At 61.5% G+C, this 14,373-nt stretch carries 13 protein-coding genes; 6 read left to right on the plus strand and 7 right to left on the minus strand.

Annotated elements, in window-relative coordinates; genetic code table 11:
• The first annotated feature begins 292 nt into the window (after positions 1-292).
• The 4 genes from EA797_RS01305 (at position 293) to EA797_RS01320 (ending at position 3,094) form a co-directional block, all read left to right on the plus strand.
• Positions 293-736: a ferritin-like domain-containing protein gene (locus EA797_RS01305; RefSeq protein WP_122164640.1), complete on the plus strand. Its 444-nt coding sequence runs from the start codon at positions 293-295 to the stop codon at positions 734-736.
• Between the two features lie 180 nt (positions 737-916).
• Positions 917-1,153: a hypothetical protein gene (locus EA797_RS01310; RefSeq protein WP_122163392.1), complete on the plus strand. Its 237-nt coding sequence runs from the start codon at positions 917-919 to the stop codon at positions 1,151-1,153.
• Between the two features lie 70 nt (positions 1,154-1,223).
• Complete coding sequence (locus EA797_RS01315) at positions 1,224-1,394, plus strand: DUF1328 domain-containing protein (protein ID WP_003282841.1); 171 nt, start codon at positions 1,224-1,226, stop codon at positions 1,392-1,394.
• Positions 1,395-1,864: 470 nt separating this feature from the next.
• Positions 1,865-3,094 carry a nucleoside recognition domain-containing protein gene (locus EA797_RS01320; RefSeq protein ID WP_122163393.1) on the plus strand — a complete coding sequence of 410 codons (1,230 nt, stop codon included), beginning with the start codon at positions 1,865-1,867 and terminating at the stop codon, positions 3,092-3,094.
• 14 nt (positions 3,095-3,108) lie between these two features.
• Here EA797_RS01320 and EA797_RS01325 read toward each other — a convergent pair whose 3' ends face one another.
• From EA797_RS01325 to EA797_RS01345, 5 genes are all read right to left on the minus strand, one after another.
• Positions 3,109-4,131 carry an AbrB family transcriptional regulator gene (locus tag EA797_RS01325; protein WP_122163394.1) on the minus strand — a complete coding sequence of 341 codons (1,023 nt, stop codon included), beginning with the start codon at positions 4,129-4,131 and terminating at the stop codon, positions 3,109-3,111.
• 1 nt (position 4,132) lies between these two features.
• Entirely contained in the window at positions 4,133-5,647 is a 1,515-nt protein-coding gene (locus tag EA797_RS01330) for a tripartite tricarboxylate transporter permease (protein ID WP_122163395.1), read from the minus strand.
• A gap of 2 nt (positions 5,648-5,649) precedes the next feature.
• Positions 5,650-6,093 (minus strand): tripartite tricarboxylate transporter TctB family protein, encoded by a 444-nt coding sequence (locus EA797_RS01335; protein ID WP_122163396.1) that lies wholly within the window; start codon positions 6,091-6,093, stop codon positions 5,650-5,652.
• 62 nt (positions 6,094-6,155) lie between these two features.
• Positions 6,156-7,130, minus strand: coding sequence for a Bug family tripartite tricarboxylate transporter substrate binding protein (locus tag EA797_RS01340; RefSeq protein WP_122163397.1), 975 nt, complete (start codon positions 7,128-7,130; stop codon positions 6,156-6,158).
• 34 nt (positions 7,131-7,164) lie between these two features.
• Positions 7,165-8,427 carry an OprD family porin gene (locus EA797_RS01345; RefSeq protein WP_122163398.1) on the minus strand — a complete coding sequence of 421 codons (1,263 nt, stop codon included), beginning with the start codon at positions 8,425-8,427 and terminating at the stop codon, positions 7,165-7,167.
• 175 nt (positions 8,428-8,602) lie between these two features.
• On the opposite strand from EA797_RS01345, the gene EA797_RS01350 reads away from it, so the two are divergent.
• Together EA797_RS01350 and EA797_RS01355 are read left to right on the plus strand one after the other, a co-directional pair.
• A complete protein-coding gene (locus EA797_RS01350; protein WP_122163399.1) occupies positions 8,603-9,274 on the plus strand; it encodes a response regulator in 672 nt (223 codons plus the stop codon).
• Positions 9,267-10,682, plus strand: a complete 1,416-nt coding sequence (locus tag EA797_RS01355) for a sensor histidine kinase (RefSeq protein ID WP_122163400.1) — start codon at positions 9,267-9,269, stop codon at positions 10,680-10,682. The genes EA797_RS01350 and EA797_RS01355 overlap by 8 nt, the downstream gene beginning before the upstream one ends.
• Here EA797_RS01355 and EA797_RS01360 read toward each other — a convergent pair.
• Both EA797_RS01360 and EA797_RS01365 read right to left on the minus strand, forming a co-directional pair.
• Positions 10,671-12,593, minus strand: a complete 1,923-nt coding sequence (locus tag EA797_RS01360; protein ID WP_122163401.1) for a sensor domain-containing diguanylate cyclase — start codon at positions 12,591-12,593, stop codon at positions 10,671-10,673. The two genes, EA797_RS01355 and EA797_RS01360, sit on opposite strands and share 12 nt — an antisense overlap.
• A gap of 167 nt (positions 12,594-12,760) precedes the next feature.
• Positions 12,761-14,347, minus strand: a complete 1,587-nt coding sequence (locus tag EA797_RS01365) for a methyl-accepting chemotaxis protein (RefSeq protein WP_122164641.1) — start codon at positions 14,345-14,347, stop codon at positions 12,761-12,763.
• Positions 14,348-14,373: the final 26 nt, after the last annotated feature.

Consider the following 14,373-nt stretch of genomic DNA (forward strand, 5'->3'; position numbering starts at 1 on the left):
CAAAGGCGTTTTAAGTGTATGGCGAGTGAATCGAGAGTTGTTTCAGTGCGCTACGCCTCGGTCAGTAAGCGGCAGCGCCTGCATTAGTCTACGCAAACCCATGCAAGTTGCACGGTCTGTGAAAGGCATTCGCGCACCATGCAATCACACGTCAAGCGTAACGGCCCTGCAAGTGATTGAAAGATAAGGTATGAGACAGATCCGGGGGCTGGCATGGGGCTTGCGAATGTATGAGGGCCAAACGCGCGATCCGCCGCTCACGGCGCATCGCATCTGCTTTTTCGGAGGACCCATGAATCAGAAAGTGACTCATCTCAACGAGCTCATCGAGATCACCCGCGACGGTCAGCATTTTTATCAGCATGCGCTTGAGGTTGTGAAGGACGTTGAGCTGCAGCATCTGTTCAGAGATATGGCGCAGTCCAAGACCCACATCATTCAGGCGCTTTCGGTGAAGGTTGCAGCCAATCAGGAGCAGCCAGCGCAGGGCGGCACTGCGACCGGCAAGCTGCGTGAGGTTTATGCCGACATCAAAGCCCGGCTAGGTAATGCCGACGCAGTTTATATCGATCAGTTGGACCAGACCGAGGAGCGCATCCTGGCTGCATTCGAAGATGCGCTGAGTACGGCAGAGCCGGATGTCAGGGCTTTGCTGGCGATTGAATTGCCGAAAATACGAGCCTGCCATGAGCGTATTCACAAGCTGAATCACGGGGGCGCCAAGCGCGGGGATTAGTTGGTCGTGCAAATCGCCCGGCGCAATTGCAGGCATCGTGCAATATAAATTGGCGGAACGTTGGCTGTGTTTAATAAGTAATTGATAAATAAAGGAAAAATGAATTATCAAAGGCTGGCACGGGGCCTGCAATATTACTTGCAAGACAGACATGCACTGCATGCTTAGAAGGAGTTGAGGATGAATCGTCAGACACGTTTCTCACTGGTTGGCAAAGGGTTTCTTACAGCCGCTGTAGTAACGCTGATTGTGGGTGCCGAGCAGCCGATGTCGGAGCCGCTCAGCCAAACACAACACGAGTCAGCGGAACGAATCCGCATGTATGACGCTCAACCAGTAGGGATCGTGCAAACCGGACCTACCCCGAAGACGATTGATTACGTGCAGGTGCGGTCTGAGCAACGTTGGGTTTTCTAGTGGTATATCCGCGAGCTGATGCAGCCATCGGTCCCGCTGAAGATGTCTTGAACCGAAGAGGAGTTACACCATGCTGAGTTGGGCTATTACATTCCTGATCATTGCCATCATCGCTGCTGTATTGGGCTTCGGTGGAATTGCTGGCACTGCGACCGGTATCGCGAAGATCCTGTTCGTTGTGTTCCTGGTGCTGTTCGTTGCATCGCTGATCTTTGGGCGAGGCCGCGGTCCGCGCGTTTGACGCAAGTGGTGCCGCCCGCGAGGGCGGCTGCAACACCCACGGAAGTAACACGGACTGGACGCCATTATTCGAAGCCTACGCCCACTCGGCGGAGGCATGCAGGACTGGGATGATTCGTTTCCTACGAGTACTCATCAGCCCCCAGCAGCGGGGGAACCAAGGGGTCGGGATGCTCTGATGTACGGAGCGACCTAGGGGTACATCGGAGTACCTCCGTCAAGGACCGGGTTCGGCGAAAGGCAACCGAAGGTGGGGATTCCCACCTTCGGTATGCGGTCTTCATTCAGGGTTACTCTCAGCCCTCACTCTTCTTGAAAATGCACTTTCTCCTGCGGCGAAGCTTCGCCTCTTGCTTATAAGCTGTCGCCGGTCTGATTAGTTTCCTCTACCTACAATCACCACTGTCTGTTCGTGGCCGTCCTCCAACTGCGCCGTTATCATCGCGCCGCAGACTTTAGTTGGAGACACACATGCTTAACGGCCTTTGGCTAGGCTTTTTCCTGGTTGCGGCGGTAGCTGCGCTGGCGCGTTGGTTGCTGGGTGGCGATCCCGCGGTGTTCGCCGCGCTGGTCGAGAGCCTATTTGCCATGGCCAAGCTCGCCGTGGAAATCATGATCGTGCTGTTCGGCACGCTTACCCTGTGGCTCGGCTTCCTACGCATAGCTGAAAAAGCAGGGATGATCGAAAAACTGGCGCGCCTGTTGGGACCGTTGTTCAGCCGCCTGATGCCTGAGGTGCCCGCCGGGCATCCGGCGCTGGGCCTGATTACTCTCAATTTCGCAGCCAACGGACTGGGCCTGGACAATGCCGCCACGCCGATCGGTCTACGTGCGATGAGGGCGCTGCAAGAGCTTAATCCCACGCCGCATATCGCCAGCAATGCCCAGATTCTGTTCCTGGTGCTCAATACGTCATCGTTGACGCTGCTGCCCGTTTCGATCTTCATGTACAGGGTGCAACAAGGCGCCGATGATCCAACCCTGGTGTTCCTACCGATCTTGCTGGCGACCAGTGCGTCATCGCTTGCGGGGCTGCTTGCCGTGGCGCTGGTGCAACGCCTGCGTCTTTGGGATCCGGTGGTCCTTGCTTATCTGATACCCGGTGCGCTGCTTCTGGGTGGTTTCATGGCATTGCTCGCAGGGCTGTCGGCCACCGCCCTTTCATCGCTGTCATCATTACTTGGCAATCTCACGCTGTTCGGCCTGATTATCACTTTTCTGGTCGTCGGGGCGCTGCGCAAGGTGCCGGTGTATGAAAGCTTCGTCGAAGGTGCTCAGGAGGGCTTTGACGTAGCCAAGAGTCTGCTGCCTTACCTGATCGCCATGCTCTGCGCCATCGGTGTATTCCGCGCCTCCGGCGCGCTGGACTTCGGTCTGGATGGCATCCGCTGGCTGGTCGATACGCTAGGGTTGGACACCCGATTCGTCGACGCGCTACCAACGGCATTGGTCAAGCCGTTTTCGGGAAGCGCGGCGCGCGCGATGCTGATCGAGACCATGCAAAGCCAGGGCGTGGACAGTTTTCCGGCATTGATTGCCGCGACAGTGCAAGGCAGCACTGAAACCACCTTCTATGTGCTGGCCGTTTATTTCGGCGCGGTGGGAATTCAGAGAGCACGGCACGCAGTTGGATGCGCTCTGGCGGCAGACTTTGCCGGAATCGTCGCGGCAATTCTGGTGTGCTACTGGTTCTTCGGATAAAGCGAAGCGGCGGGTTAAAGCGTGGCTCGTTGCCAGAGTCGATATATCGGCTCAGCGAGAAACATCACCATGAACAGCCGAAGCACCTGCAGTGCGGTCACCAGTGCCACCGACAGCTGCAGCGCTTCGGCCGTCAGGCAAAGCTCTGTGATGCCTCCTGGCATCATGCCCAGCATCAAGGAGGTCTGGTTCAGCGTGGCTGCCCATCCCAGGATCTCCGCAAGGCCGGCTGCGGCGAGCATTGCCAACAAGGTGAACAGCAGAATTCGCAGCATGAACCGCGGCGCGCTGCGAAAGAAGGCGCGATCAAAGTGGCAGCCCAGCGAGCAGCCAATCAACCACTGGCCGAGCTGGCCGATGCCCTGAGGCATGCCCAGGTGGAGATCGAACAGGGCACTGGCGGCGGCGCATACTGTCAGCGGTCCGAGCATCCAGGGGTTAGGCTGGCCAAGCTTCTTCCAGAGCATCGCCAGCAGAGCACCGGCGGGGAGCAAGAACGCAAGCCATGGCCAGCTGACTGGCGCGGGGGGCGGAGGGCTTACCGGAGGCAGGCTCCAGGTGAACACGGCTGGGATGATCAGCACCACCAGCAGCAGGCGCATGCTATGGGCTGCAGCCACCATCGCCGGTTGCGCGTCATGACGTTTGGCCAGGTTGACCATCTCGCTGGCACCGCCGGGCATGCTGGAGAAGAACGCAGTGGCGCGGTCAGTGCCACTGCGCAGCAGAATGAAGATACCGATCAGGCTCAGCAGCAGGGTACCCAGCGCACCGGCGAGAATCACGCCGAAATGCTCGAGTACCTGTTGCATCACCTCAGTCGTGAAGTGCAGGCCGATGGCGCTGGCGATCAACCACTGGCCTGTTTGGCGCCCTCGGGGGACCTCCTTGACCAGCCAGCCGCTGCAGCGCACCGCAATCACCGCCAAGAGCGAACCGACCATCCAGGGCAGCGGCCAGTTCGCCAGGCTTGCCAGCCAGCCGCCGAGCGCTCCCACCAGCGGAGTCGCCCACCATCCCGGCAGCTCGCGTGGCATATCAGACCTGGGCTTCGTTCAGCTTGGCGCGACGGCGCTGACGCCACCAGCGCAGCCCAGGCATCGCCAGCATCAGGGCAGCCATCGCCCAGAGGACCAGCGTGATCGGGCTTCCCCAGAGAATGCCTAGCTCTCCCGCAGAGATCGAAAGGGCACGACGCAGGTTGTCTTCCATCATCTCGCCCAGCACGAAGCCGAGAATCAGCGAGGAGAGGGGAAACTCCAGCTTGCGCAGCAGATACCCGAACACTCCGAGGCCCACCATCAGCACCAGATCGAACGTCGTGCTGTGAACCGAGTACACGCCGACCACGCTGATCGCGGTAATCGCCGGCACCAGCACCCAGTTGGGCACGCTGAGCATCTTGGAGAACAGCCCGACCAGCGGGATATTCATGACCAGCAGGATGACGTTGCCGATGAACAGCGAGGCGATCAGGCCCCAGACCACGTCCGGCTGCTGTTCGAACAACAGCGGGCCCGGCGTGATGTTGTAGAGCGTCAGCGCCCCGATCATCACTGCGGTAGTGCCAGAGCCCGGCACGCCGAGCGTCAGCATGGGGATCAGCGAGCCGCAGGCGGAAGCATTGTTGGCAGCTTCAGGCGCGGCCAGGCCGCGCAGGTCGCCCTCGCCGAACTTGCCGCTTTCGCCAGCCATGCGCTTCTCGCTCATGTAGGTCATGGCGCTGGCGATGGTCGCACCCGCACCCGGCAGGGTGCCGATGACGAAGCCGGCCAGGGCACTGCGCACCATGGTCCAGAAGGTGAAGCAGAACTCCTTGAAGTTGAACAGCAGACGCCCGCTGGCCTTGACCGCTTTCTGCCCGCTGTGAGTCTTCTCCAGCATCAGCAGGACCTCGCTGACGCTGAAGAAACCAATCACCACGATCACGAACTGAATGCCATCGGACAGGCTCACGCTGCCAAAGGTGAAGCGGTAGACGCCAGTGGTCGAGTCCACGCCCACAGTCGCGAGGCCAAGGCCGATAAGTGCCGCCATCAGGGTTTTGACTGGCTTATCGCCGACCATCCCTCCAAGGCAGGCGATGGCGAAAATCATCAAGACGAAATATTCCGCTGGGCCGAACGCCACTGCCCATTTCGCCAGCAGCGGGGCGAATAGCACCACTCCACAGGTAGCGATGATGCTGCCCATGAAAGAGCTGACTGCAGACAGCGACAGGGCGATGCCCGCCTTGCCCTGACGCGCCAGCGGGTAGCCGTCCAGCGTCGTCATGACCGCTGCCGCATCGCCGGGTACGTTGAGCAGGATTGCCGAGATACGCCCGCCGTACTCGCAGCCCAGATAGACCGCAGCCAGAAGGATCAGCGCGGTTTCCGGCGGCAGACCAAGAGCGAAGGCAAGCGGCAGCAGCAGGGCTACGCCGTTGATTGGCCCCAGGCCCGGCAGCAAGCCGACGATGGTGCCGACGAATGCGCCGAACAGCGCCACCAGCAGGTTGGTCGGTCGCGTTGCGACATCGAAGCCCTGCCACAAGAAATTCAAGGTTTCCATTTTCAGCTCTCCAGCAAGCGCAGCACGCCGAGTGGCAGTGGTACGTCGAGCGACAGGTCAAACAGGCCGTAGAGCAGCACCCCCATCAATACGCCACTGATGAGGCAGGGCAGCAGGCGTCCGTTGAACAACAGGCCCAGGGCAAACGTGGCCAGCGCGGTGGTGATCACGAAGCCGAGCACCTCGAACAGCAGCGAGTAAGCCAGCAGTACCAATACGCAGAGCGCGGCGCGGCGGGCGATCGCCCAGTCGAAAGCAGGAGTTGGATCGCCGTGCGGTTTGCACAACAGCCAGAGCGAACCGCAGGCCATGAGAAACAACAGCAGAAGCGGATAGGCACGCGGGCCGACCGGGTCGTAGGCAAACGGTGCCTCGAAACCCCAGGCGAGCAGTGCGAGGCCGGCGCACGCGAGCAGCCAAGCCGCGGCAAAGACACGAACGTACATGGTGGTTACCTCGGAAGGAGGCCCGCTGTGGCTCACTCAAGCGAGCCGCAGCGGACAGGGTGTTACTTGACCAGGCCGAACTCGGCTGCGAGTTCCTTGTAGTCTGCGACTTGCTGATTGACGAATGCCTTGAGCTCGTCGCCCGTCATCGACAACGGGAAGAGGTCGCGTTGCTCACGCAGCTTGGCGAAATCGTCATCGGCCAGCAGCGTGTCGAACTGGGTCTTCCACCAGTTGAAGTCTTCATCGCTGACTTCCGGGCCCATGTAGAAGCCGCGGATCACCGGCCAACTGATGTCATAGCCCTGCTCCTTGGCGGTCGGCACTTCAGACATCTTGCCTGGCAGCCGCTCATCGGACAGCACAGCCAGAATGCGGATCTTGCCGGCTTCAAGCTGTGGAGCGACTTCGCCCAGACCGCTGCTGGTGACCTGTACGTGGCCGCCGAGCATGGCGGTGAGGGTTTCGCCGCCGCCTTCGAAGGCGACATAGCGGAGCTTCTGCGGGTCCACGCCAGCGGCGCGCGCGATCAGTGCAGTCTGCATCCAGTCCTGGCCGCCGATGGTGGCGCCGGCACCGAATACCACACTGCTTGGGTCCTTCTTGACTGCGTCGATCAGGTCGTCGAGGTCCTGATAGGGCGCATCGGCTCGGACAGAAATGGCGCCGTAATCGGTGCCGATTCCTGCCAGCCAGCGCACGTTGGTTTCGTCATAGCGGCCGAACTTGCCTTGGGCCAGGTTCAATAGCGATCCGCTGGAGAACGCAGTAATGGTCGCAGGGTCCGACGCGCGTTGCGCGATCACCGCGTTGTAGGCCACCGCACCCACGCCGCCGGGCATGTAAGTGACGCGCATGGGCGACTTGAGCAGGCCGCCGTCCTTCAGCCCGCTCTGGGCCAGTTTGCAGGTCAGGTCGAAGCCGCCGCCGGGCTTGGCGGGGGCTATACATTCAGGGCGCTTGGGCTCGGCCATCAGCTGGGTCGAAAGTACCAGGCAGGACGAGAGCAGGGCGAAACGACGCATTGCAGTTTTCATGAGTGTCTCCTTCTGTTTCTTGTTGTTGACGGCTTTACCAGATCGGCAGGCTGTAACTGACGATCAGGCGATTTTCATCGGCATCGCGGGCGAAGTCGGAGCGGAACATGGCGTTGCGCATGCGCACGGCAACGTTCTTCAGCGGGCCGGTCTGCACCACATATTTGAGTTCGATATCGCGCTCCCACTCGCTGCCGTTGCTGCCACCGGCGTACTCAGCGTTGTCGCCGGAAACGTAGCGGGTCAGAAAGGTCAGCCCAGGGACCCCGATGGAGGCGAAGTTGTAGTCGTAACGGGCTTGCCAGGAGCGCTCATCGGCGTTGGCGAAATCGTTGATCTGGACGAAGTTGACCAGGTAGGGGTCGCCGCCATCGATGTAGGCGTAACCGGTGTCGCCGTTCATTTGCTGAAAGGCGAGGCTGACCTTATGCCCGCCAAGGCTGTAGCCCACCGTGCCGTTCCAGGCCTGGTTGTCGATCTTGCCAGCGTTCGCCGCACCGGTGTCGTCGCTGATCATCAGCCGCAGATCGGCAGTCAGTGCCGCGTCTTCACCAAGCGGGCGCACCACCTGCAGGTTGAAGAAATGCTGGCGATAGATGTCATCGAGCTCGGCCGCGTAGTAAGTGCCAGTGAACGTTTCGCTGAAGTCGTACCGGGCACCCGCGAACGTCAGATGATCGGCTTCGGCGGCGCTGGAGAAGCGGCTGTTCTTGTTGTTCAGCTGCAGCTCCTGGGAGTTGGTCGAGGCGCGGTCGATGACCTTGTTCAGACGTCCACCGCTCAAGGTCAGCCCCGTTACGTCCTGGGATACCAGCATGGCGCCTTCGAAAACCTGTGGCAGGGTGCGGCTGTCGCTGGCCTTGACCACGGGCGTTTCAGGGATGTGGCTACCGTAGCGTAGCTCGGTTTCGGAGAGTCTGGCTTTGGCGGTCAGCCCGAGACGGCTGAACTCATCGGGCGTGCCGCCGTCATCCTGTACCGGCAGCAGGTCAGTGCCAGCGCGGCCGCCACCGGAGTCGAGCTTGATGCCAAGCATGCCCATGGCGTCTACACCGAAGCCAACAGTGCCTTCGGTGAAGCCTGATTCGATATTGAGCAAGAAGCCCTGGGACCACTCTTCGCGCTTGGACTGGCCGGTGCCTTCGCGGAAATCGCGATTGAGATAGATGTTCTGGGTTTGCAGGGTCGCGCGGCTGTCTTCAATGAAGTCCGCTTGGGCCATTGGCACCAGCGAGGCAACTGCGACGGCGAGTGCAAGGCGGGCACGCGCGGGTTTGGTTCTGACGGCAGTCAGCATCCTTGAATCTCCACTATTGTTCTTGTTGTGACGGCCATGGGCCGAATGGTGGATCTAGCCACCTGAACCGATCCTAGGCGGCGAAACTTTCAGCAGGCTTTCAGGCGTGAAAGCAGCGTATGGCGTGCCTTGCCGCTACACTGGCGGCCCGTTCCGTGTGTGGCAGAGGACAGCAATGCGGATTCTTCTTGTCGAGGACCACCCCCAGTTAGCCGAAAGCGTGGCGCAAGCGTTGCGCGCTGGCGGCTGGACCGTGGACCTGCTCGGTGATGGCATCGCGGCCGATCTGGCACTCTCAACCGAGGACTACGCGCTGGCAATCCTCGATGTGGGGTTGCCCAGGCTCGACGGCTTTCAGGTGCTGGCGCGGCTGCGCGAACGAGGCAAGACGCTGCCGGTACTCATGCTCACCGCCCGCAGCGATGTCACGGATCGGGTACATGGCCTGAATTTGGGCGCGGATGACTACCTGGCAAAACCTTTCGAACTCTCCGAGCTGGAGGCGCGGGTCAAGGCATTGCTGCGGCGCAGCGTGGCGGCGGGCGAGCGCCAGCAGAGCTGCGGCCCGCTGGTTTATGACCTGGACGCACGGCGGTTCAGTCTCGATCGCCAGCCCCTGAGTCTGACCTCCCGCGAGCAGGCCGTGCTCGAGGCGCTTATCACGCGGCCCGGGCGGGTCATGAGCAAGGATCAGCTGGCAGCGCAGGTGTTCGGACTGGACGAGGACGCGAGTGCCGACGCCATCGAGATCTACGTGCATCGGCTGCGCAAGAAGCTCGAAGGCCGCGCGGTGCGTATCGTGACCTTCCGCGGGCTCGGTTATCTGCTGGAGAGCATGGATGCCTGATGCGGTGGCGCGTGCCGGAAGTCTGCGCGCCGGGCTGCTGCGCCGGCTAGCCGTCCTGCTGGCGCTGCTACTTCTGTTCAGCGGTTGGAGCGCCTACTGGAACGGGCGGGCCGCCGCTGATACCGCCTACGACCGCACCTTGCTGGCCTCTGCGCGGGCCATTGCCGATGGGCTGGTCGCCAATGACGGCCAGCTGCGCGCTAACGTGCCCTATGTGGCGCTGGACACCTTTGCCTATGACAGCGCAGGGCGTATCTATTATCAGGTGCTCGACACCGAAGGGCGCCTGGCCAGTGGCTATGAGAATCTGCCGGCGCCTGGGCCCAAGGTCCGGCGTACCGACGACTACCCGGCACTGGCACGTTTCTATGACGGGCAGTTCAAGGGAGAGGGCGTGCGGCTGGTCAGTCTGCTGCAGCCGGTCAGCGAGCCGGAGCTCACCGGCATTGCCGAAATCCGCGTGGCTGAAACTCTGGGGGCGCGCGAACGCATGGCGCGCAGTCTGCTGGTGGATACGCTGTGGCGGGTCGGTCTGCTGGCAATTGCTGCGCTGGTTCTGGTGTGGCTGGCAGTCAGCGCCGCACTGCGGCCGCTGGGCAAGCTCAGCGAGGCGGTCGAACTGCGCCAGCCTGACGATCTACGCCCGCTGCCTCTGGTCGCCGTGCAGCGCGAACTCAGGCCGCTGGTGGCGGCGCTCAACCATTTCACCGAGCGATTGCGCGTGCAGTTCGAGCGTCAGGCGCAATTCATCGCCGACGCCGCGCACGAGTTGCGAACCCCCTTGGCAGCGCTCAAGGCTCGAATCGAGCTGGGGAGACGCGAGCAACAACCGCAGCGCTGGCAGGAGACCCTTGAGGAGGCCGAGGCCCATACCGATCGGGTGATCCATCTTGCCAACCAGTTGTTGTCCCTGGCCCGTATCGAAAGCGGCGCGCAGTCCATTGCCGAAGGCGGTGCGCAGCGCCTGGATCTCAGCCAGCTGGCCCGGGAGCTGGGCCTGGCGATGGCGGCACTGGCTCATAAACGCGGCGTTGCGCTGGCGCTGGAGGCAGACGACCCGGTGTGGATCGACGGCGAGCCGACCTTGCTCAGTGAGCTGCTGAGTAACCTGCTGGACAATGCACTGGCTCACACCCCAAGTGGCGGCAACGTGGTGCTCAGGGTGAAGCAGGAGGGCGTGCTGGAAGTCGAAGACGACGGGCCGGGCATCGCGCCTGAGGAACGTGAAAGAGTCTTTGCGCGCTTCTATCGGGTACAGCAACAGGGGCAGGGCGCGGGGCTCGGCCTGGCCATCGTCGGTGAAATCAGCCGTGCCCACCGAGCCGCCATCGAGCTGGATCAGGGGGCGTCGGGCGGCCTGCTGGTCAAGGTGCGCTTTCCGGCACCAGCTGCAAACTCAATCGTCTGACCGCTCGATCACCTGGAGCGGCTCGGCAACCACCACCTGATTGCGTCCGTTATGTTTGGCGCGGTAAAGCGCCGCGTCGGCAGCCGCCAGTAGCTGCGCCGGTGTGCTTTGCGCCGCAGGGTCAAGCGTTGCCACCCCGATGCTGATGGTCAGCTGAAGCCGGTCTTCACCACAGCGCGGTTCAAGGGCCGCCACTGCAGCGCGAATGCGCTCGGCCTGTTCTGCGGCCTGGGTAGCGTCCATCCCCGGCAGCGCGATGACGAATTCTTCACCGCCGTAGCGGGCCACCACATCACCGGCGCGCTGGCCGTGTTGCTTGAGGGTATCGGCGACTAGCCGCAGGCATTCGTCGCCGAACGGATGGCCGTAGGTGTCGTTGACGCGCTTGAAGTGATCGATGTCCAGCAACAGCACCGACAGCGGCATCTCGATGCGCCGTGCGCGGCGGATCTCCTCATCGATCATCACGTCGAAATGGCCCCGGTTCGACAGCTGGGTCAGGGCGTCGGTAATGCTGAGGCGGGTGAGCTGCTCATTGACCATCTCCAGCCCTCGCTTGGCATCCTCCAGCGCCCGGGTGCGTTCGTACACGCGCGCTTCGAGCGCCTCATTGGCCCGCATCTGCACATCGAGGGCCTGCTGCTGCGCCTGCAGTCGCGACTCACGTTCGATGGCTAACGCCTCGGAGGCGTGCAGCACGCTTTGCTGCGCGAGGATGCGGCGTTCGCGCTCCACGTTGATGCGCTGGGCCAGCGCCATGGAAAGCAGCACGAACTCGGCAAACATGCCAATCAGCTGGCCATACAAAGTCAAGGTATTGAGCGGCAGCACGCCTTCAAGTGCAAGCAGATGTGCGATGGTTGCGATCAGCAGCGTCGACCAGGCGATAGCGAACAAGCGCGCCGAGGGGTTGCCCCTTATCCACAGGCTGATGACCGCCGCCATGGTCAGAACGCAATGAACCAGCGCCATCGCTTCGCTGGCAAGATAACGCGTGAGTGTCGGGGCGAGCAGGATGAGCATGATCGCCGTCGCCCAGTACACCATCAGCACCCAGGTCACCAGCCAGACCCAGCCACCATAACGACGGATGCTCAGGAAGCGTGTTGCGAACACCAGCGGCGTGAAGAAGCACAGCGCCGCGGAAAGGCCATAGAAGCGCCGGGCGATGGGTGTCTCCGGCCACAAGAACAACTGGCCGAACCCGGTGATCGCCACAACATAAAACAGGGCGCTGAGTAGATAGACAACGTAGAGCAGATAGCTCAGGTCGCGGGTAAAAACGAAGAGGCTGCTGTTATAGAGCAGGATCACCAGCATGCCGCCGAAGAACAGGCTGATCATCGCCACATCCTTGATCTTGCCGGCAACGAAGCCTGGTTCGTCGGATATGACCAGCGGCACCGCCATCATGCCCCAGGTCTGCAGGTGCATGTACACCACTGCGTGTTCGCCAGCCTTCACCTCCAGCGGGAACACCAGATTCAGATCCGCTACGGGCTGTTCACGCATCGGCACGTGATCTCCGGCGCGCATCAATGGCCCCCATTCATTCTCGGCAGGGAAGAACAGTCGTACCTGCACCTCGTCAAGGACAGGCCACTTCAGGCTCAGGAACCAGCGTTCATCACTGGCGCTATCGCTATCGCGATCGACAGCGAAGCGCAACCACACGCCTTCCTTCTGCTTTCCCAGATTCGGTTTTTGCAAGGGTTGCCATGACCAGTTGGCGTAGTGCGCCGTCTCGAAATCGGCGTCACGGTGGCCGGGCACCCATTCGATGGTGCCAGCCTTGAGGGCTGCGCGTCCCTCATGGACCACGCCGGGCGAGATTGCCGCGATCGCCTGATTGGAGATCGAGACGATAAGTGCGCTGAGCAGGCAAAAGAGCAGGAGCAGGCGTGATCGCATCAAGCGCAAAGTCTCATTTTGCGACCCCGCCGCTACGCTAGGCGGGCGTGAGGGTCTAGCAGTGGTAATGGCCTTCAAAAGATACGGCTAATGTCGCTTTGATACCACCGCCGGACCTGCCAAAGGCTTGTCCACCTATCGGAACGGACGCAAGAACTATAGCCCGCCTATCCGCGTCGACGTGTCCAGAACTGCTGGACCAGCATTTCCATGCTGTCCGCCAATTGAGCGACGCCCGAAGCGGTTTCCCGGCTACGCAGGCCGCTCGCTACATGCTGGTCCGAGCCGCTGCGGATGCTGACGATGTTCTGATTGATGTTCTCGCTTACAGCACTCTGCTCCTCGACTGCCGAGGCAATCTGCATGCTCATGTCGCTGATCTCATTTACCCGATTGTTGATACCTTGAAGTGAACGTGCCGCTTGCTCGGCCTGCTCGACACTTTCCATCGCCTGTTCGCGGCTGCGCTGCATTACTTGCACCGCTTGCCGTGCACCGCCCTGGAGGGCCGCGATCATGGTGTTGATTTCCTGGGTAGAGTGCTGGGTCCGCGAGGCCAGGCTGCGAACTTCATCGGCGACCACGGCGAAACCACGGCCTTGTTCGCCGGCACGAGCCGCTTCAATGGCGGCGTTGAGCGCCAGCAGGTTGGTCTGCTCGGCGATGCCGCGAATCACATCCAGCACCTTGGTGATGTCATTGCTGTGCGCTTCCAGCTCGTGAATGACATCGCCGGCCTGCTGGATGTCCTGAGCCAGGCGGCCGATAGCCGCGCCAGTTCGGTTGACTACATCAGTGCCAGTCGCCGCTTCGCTATTGGCTCGGCTCGCCGCCTCGGCAGTACGCTGGGCGTTGTTGGCGACTTCCTGCACGCTCATCGCCATCTGATTGATTGCCGTGGCTACCTGATCGGTTTCGCTCTGCTGCCGGGATGCGCTCTGCGCGCTGCTATCCATTGCTCCTACAAGCTCGCGGGCATGCTGGCTCAGCTGGCGAGAGGCGTCACCGATTCGTCCGACCATGGCGCCCGCTTCGGTTTCGAGCAGTTTCATCGCAAAGCTGATCTGCCCGAATTCATCGCGGCGGCCCGTGTAGACCAGTTGACCGACCGCGTTGTCTCCCACTGCGCGAGCTTGTTCCGCAAGACGCTGCAATGGCGCCAGCGCCATCCACGCCAGGCTACCGGCGCTTAAAGCGGCTGCCGCAGTAGTCGCTATCGCGGCCACCATATGTGCGCCACCCAGCAGCGAGCCTCCAATCACAAAAGGCACGGTACCGAGCGCCGCCAGCAGCGCCACGCGGCAGCGCACACTCAGAGGAGCTCGTCGCAACGCAGCCGGGGCACGCTTGTCGCGCAGTTGTGCGTACAACTTTTCGGCCGCTGCTACCTGGGCAGCCTGTGGCTTGGTCCGCACCGATTGATATTCGACGACCTTTCCATTGCGGCTAATGGGCGTGACAAAGGCGCTGACCCAATAGTGATCGCCATTCTTGCAGCGGTTTTTAACCATGCCCATCCACGACTTGCCAGCCCGAACGCTGGACCACAGGTCGCTGAACGCTTCGGGCGGCATGTCTGGGTGTCGGACTATGTTGTGGTGCTGGCCGAGCACTTCGTCTTCATCGAAACCGCTGATTTGTATGAAGTCGGGGTTTACGTAGGTGATGTCGCCGTTGAGGTCGGTAGTGGACAGGATGTTGGCCGTCTCACTGAATGATACGTCGCGTCCGGTAATCGGGAGGTTCAAGCGCATGGTGGAATTCTCGGGTCTGCTTAAAT

It is taken from the genome of Stutzerimonas zhaodongensis, assembly GCF_003696365.1.
In the GTDB taxonomy this organism is placed as follows: Bacteria; Pseudomonadota; Gammaproteobacteria; order Pseudomonadales; family Pseudomonadaceae; genus Stutzerimonas; species Stutzerimonas zhaodongensis.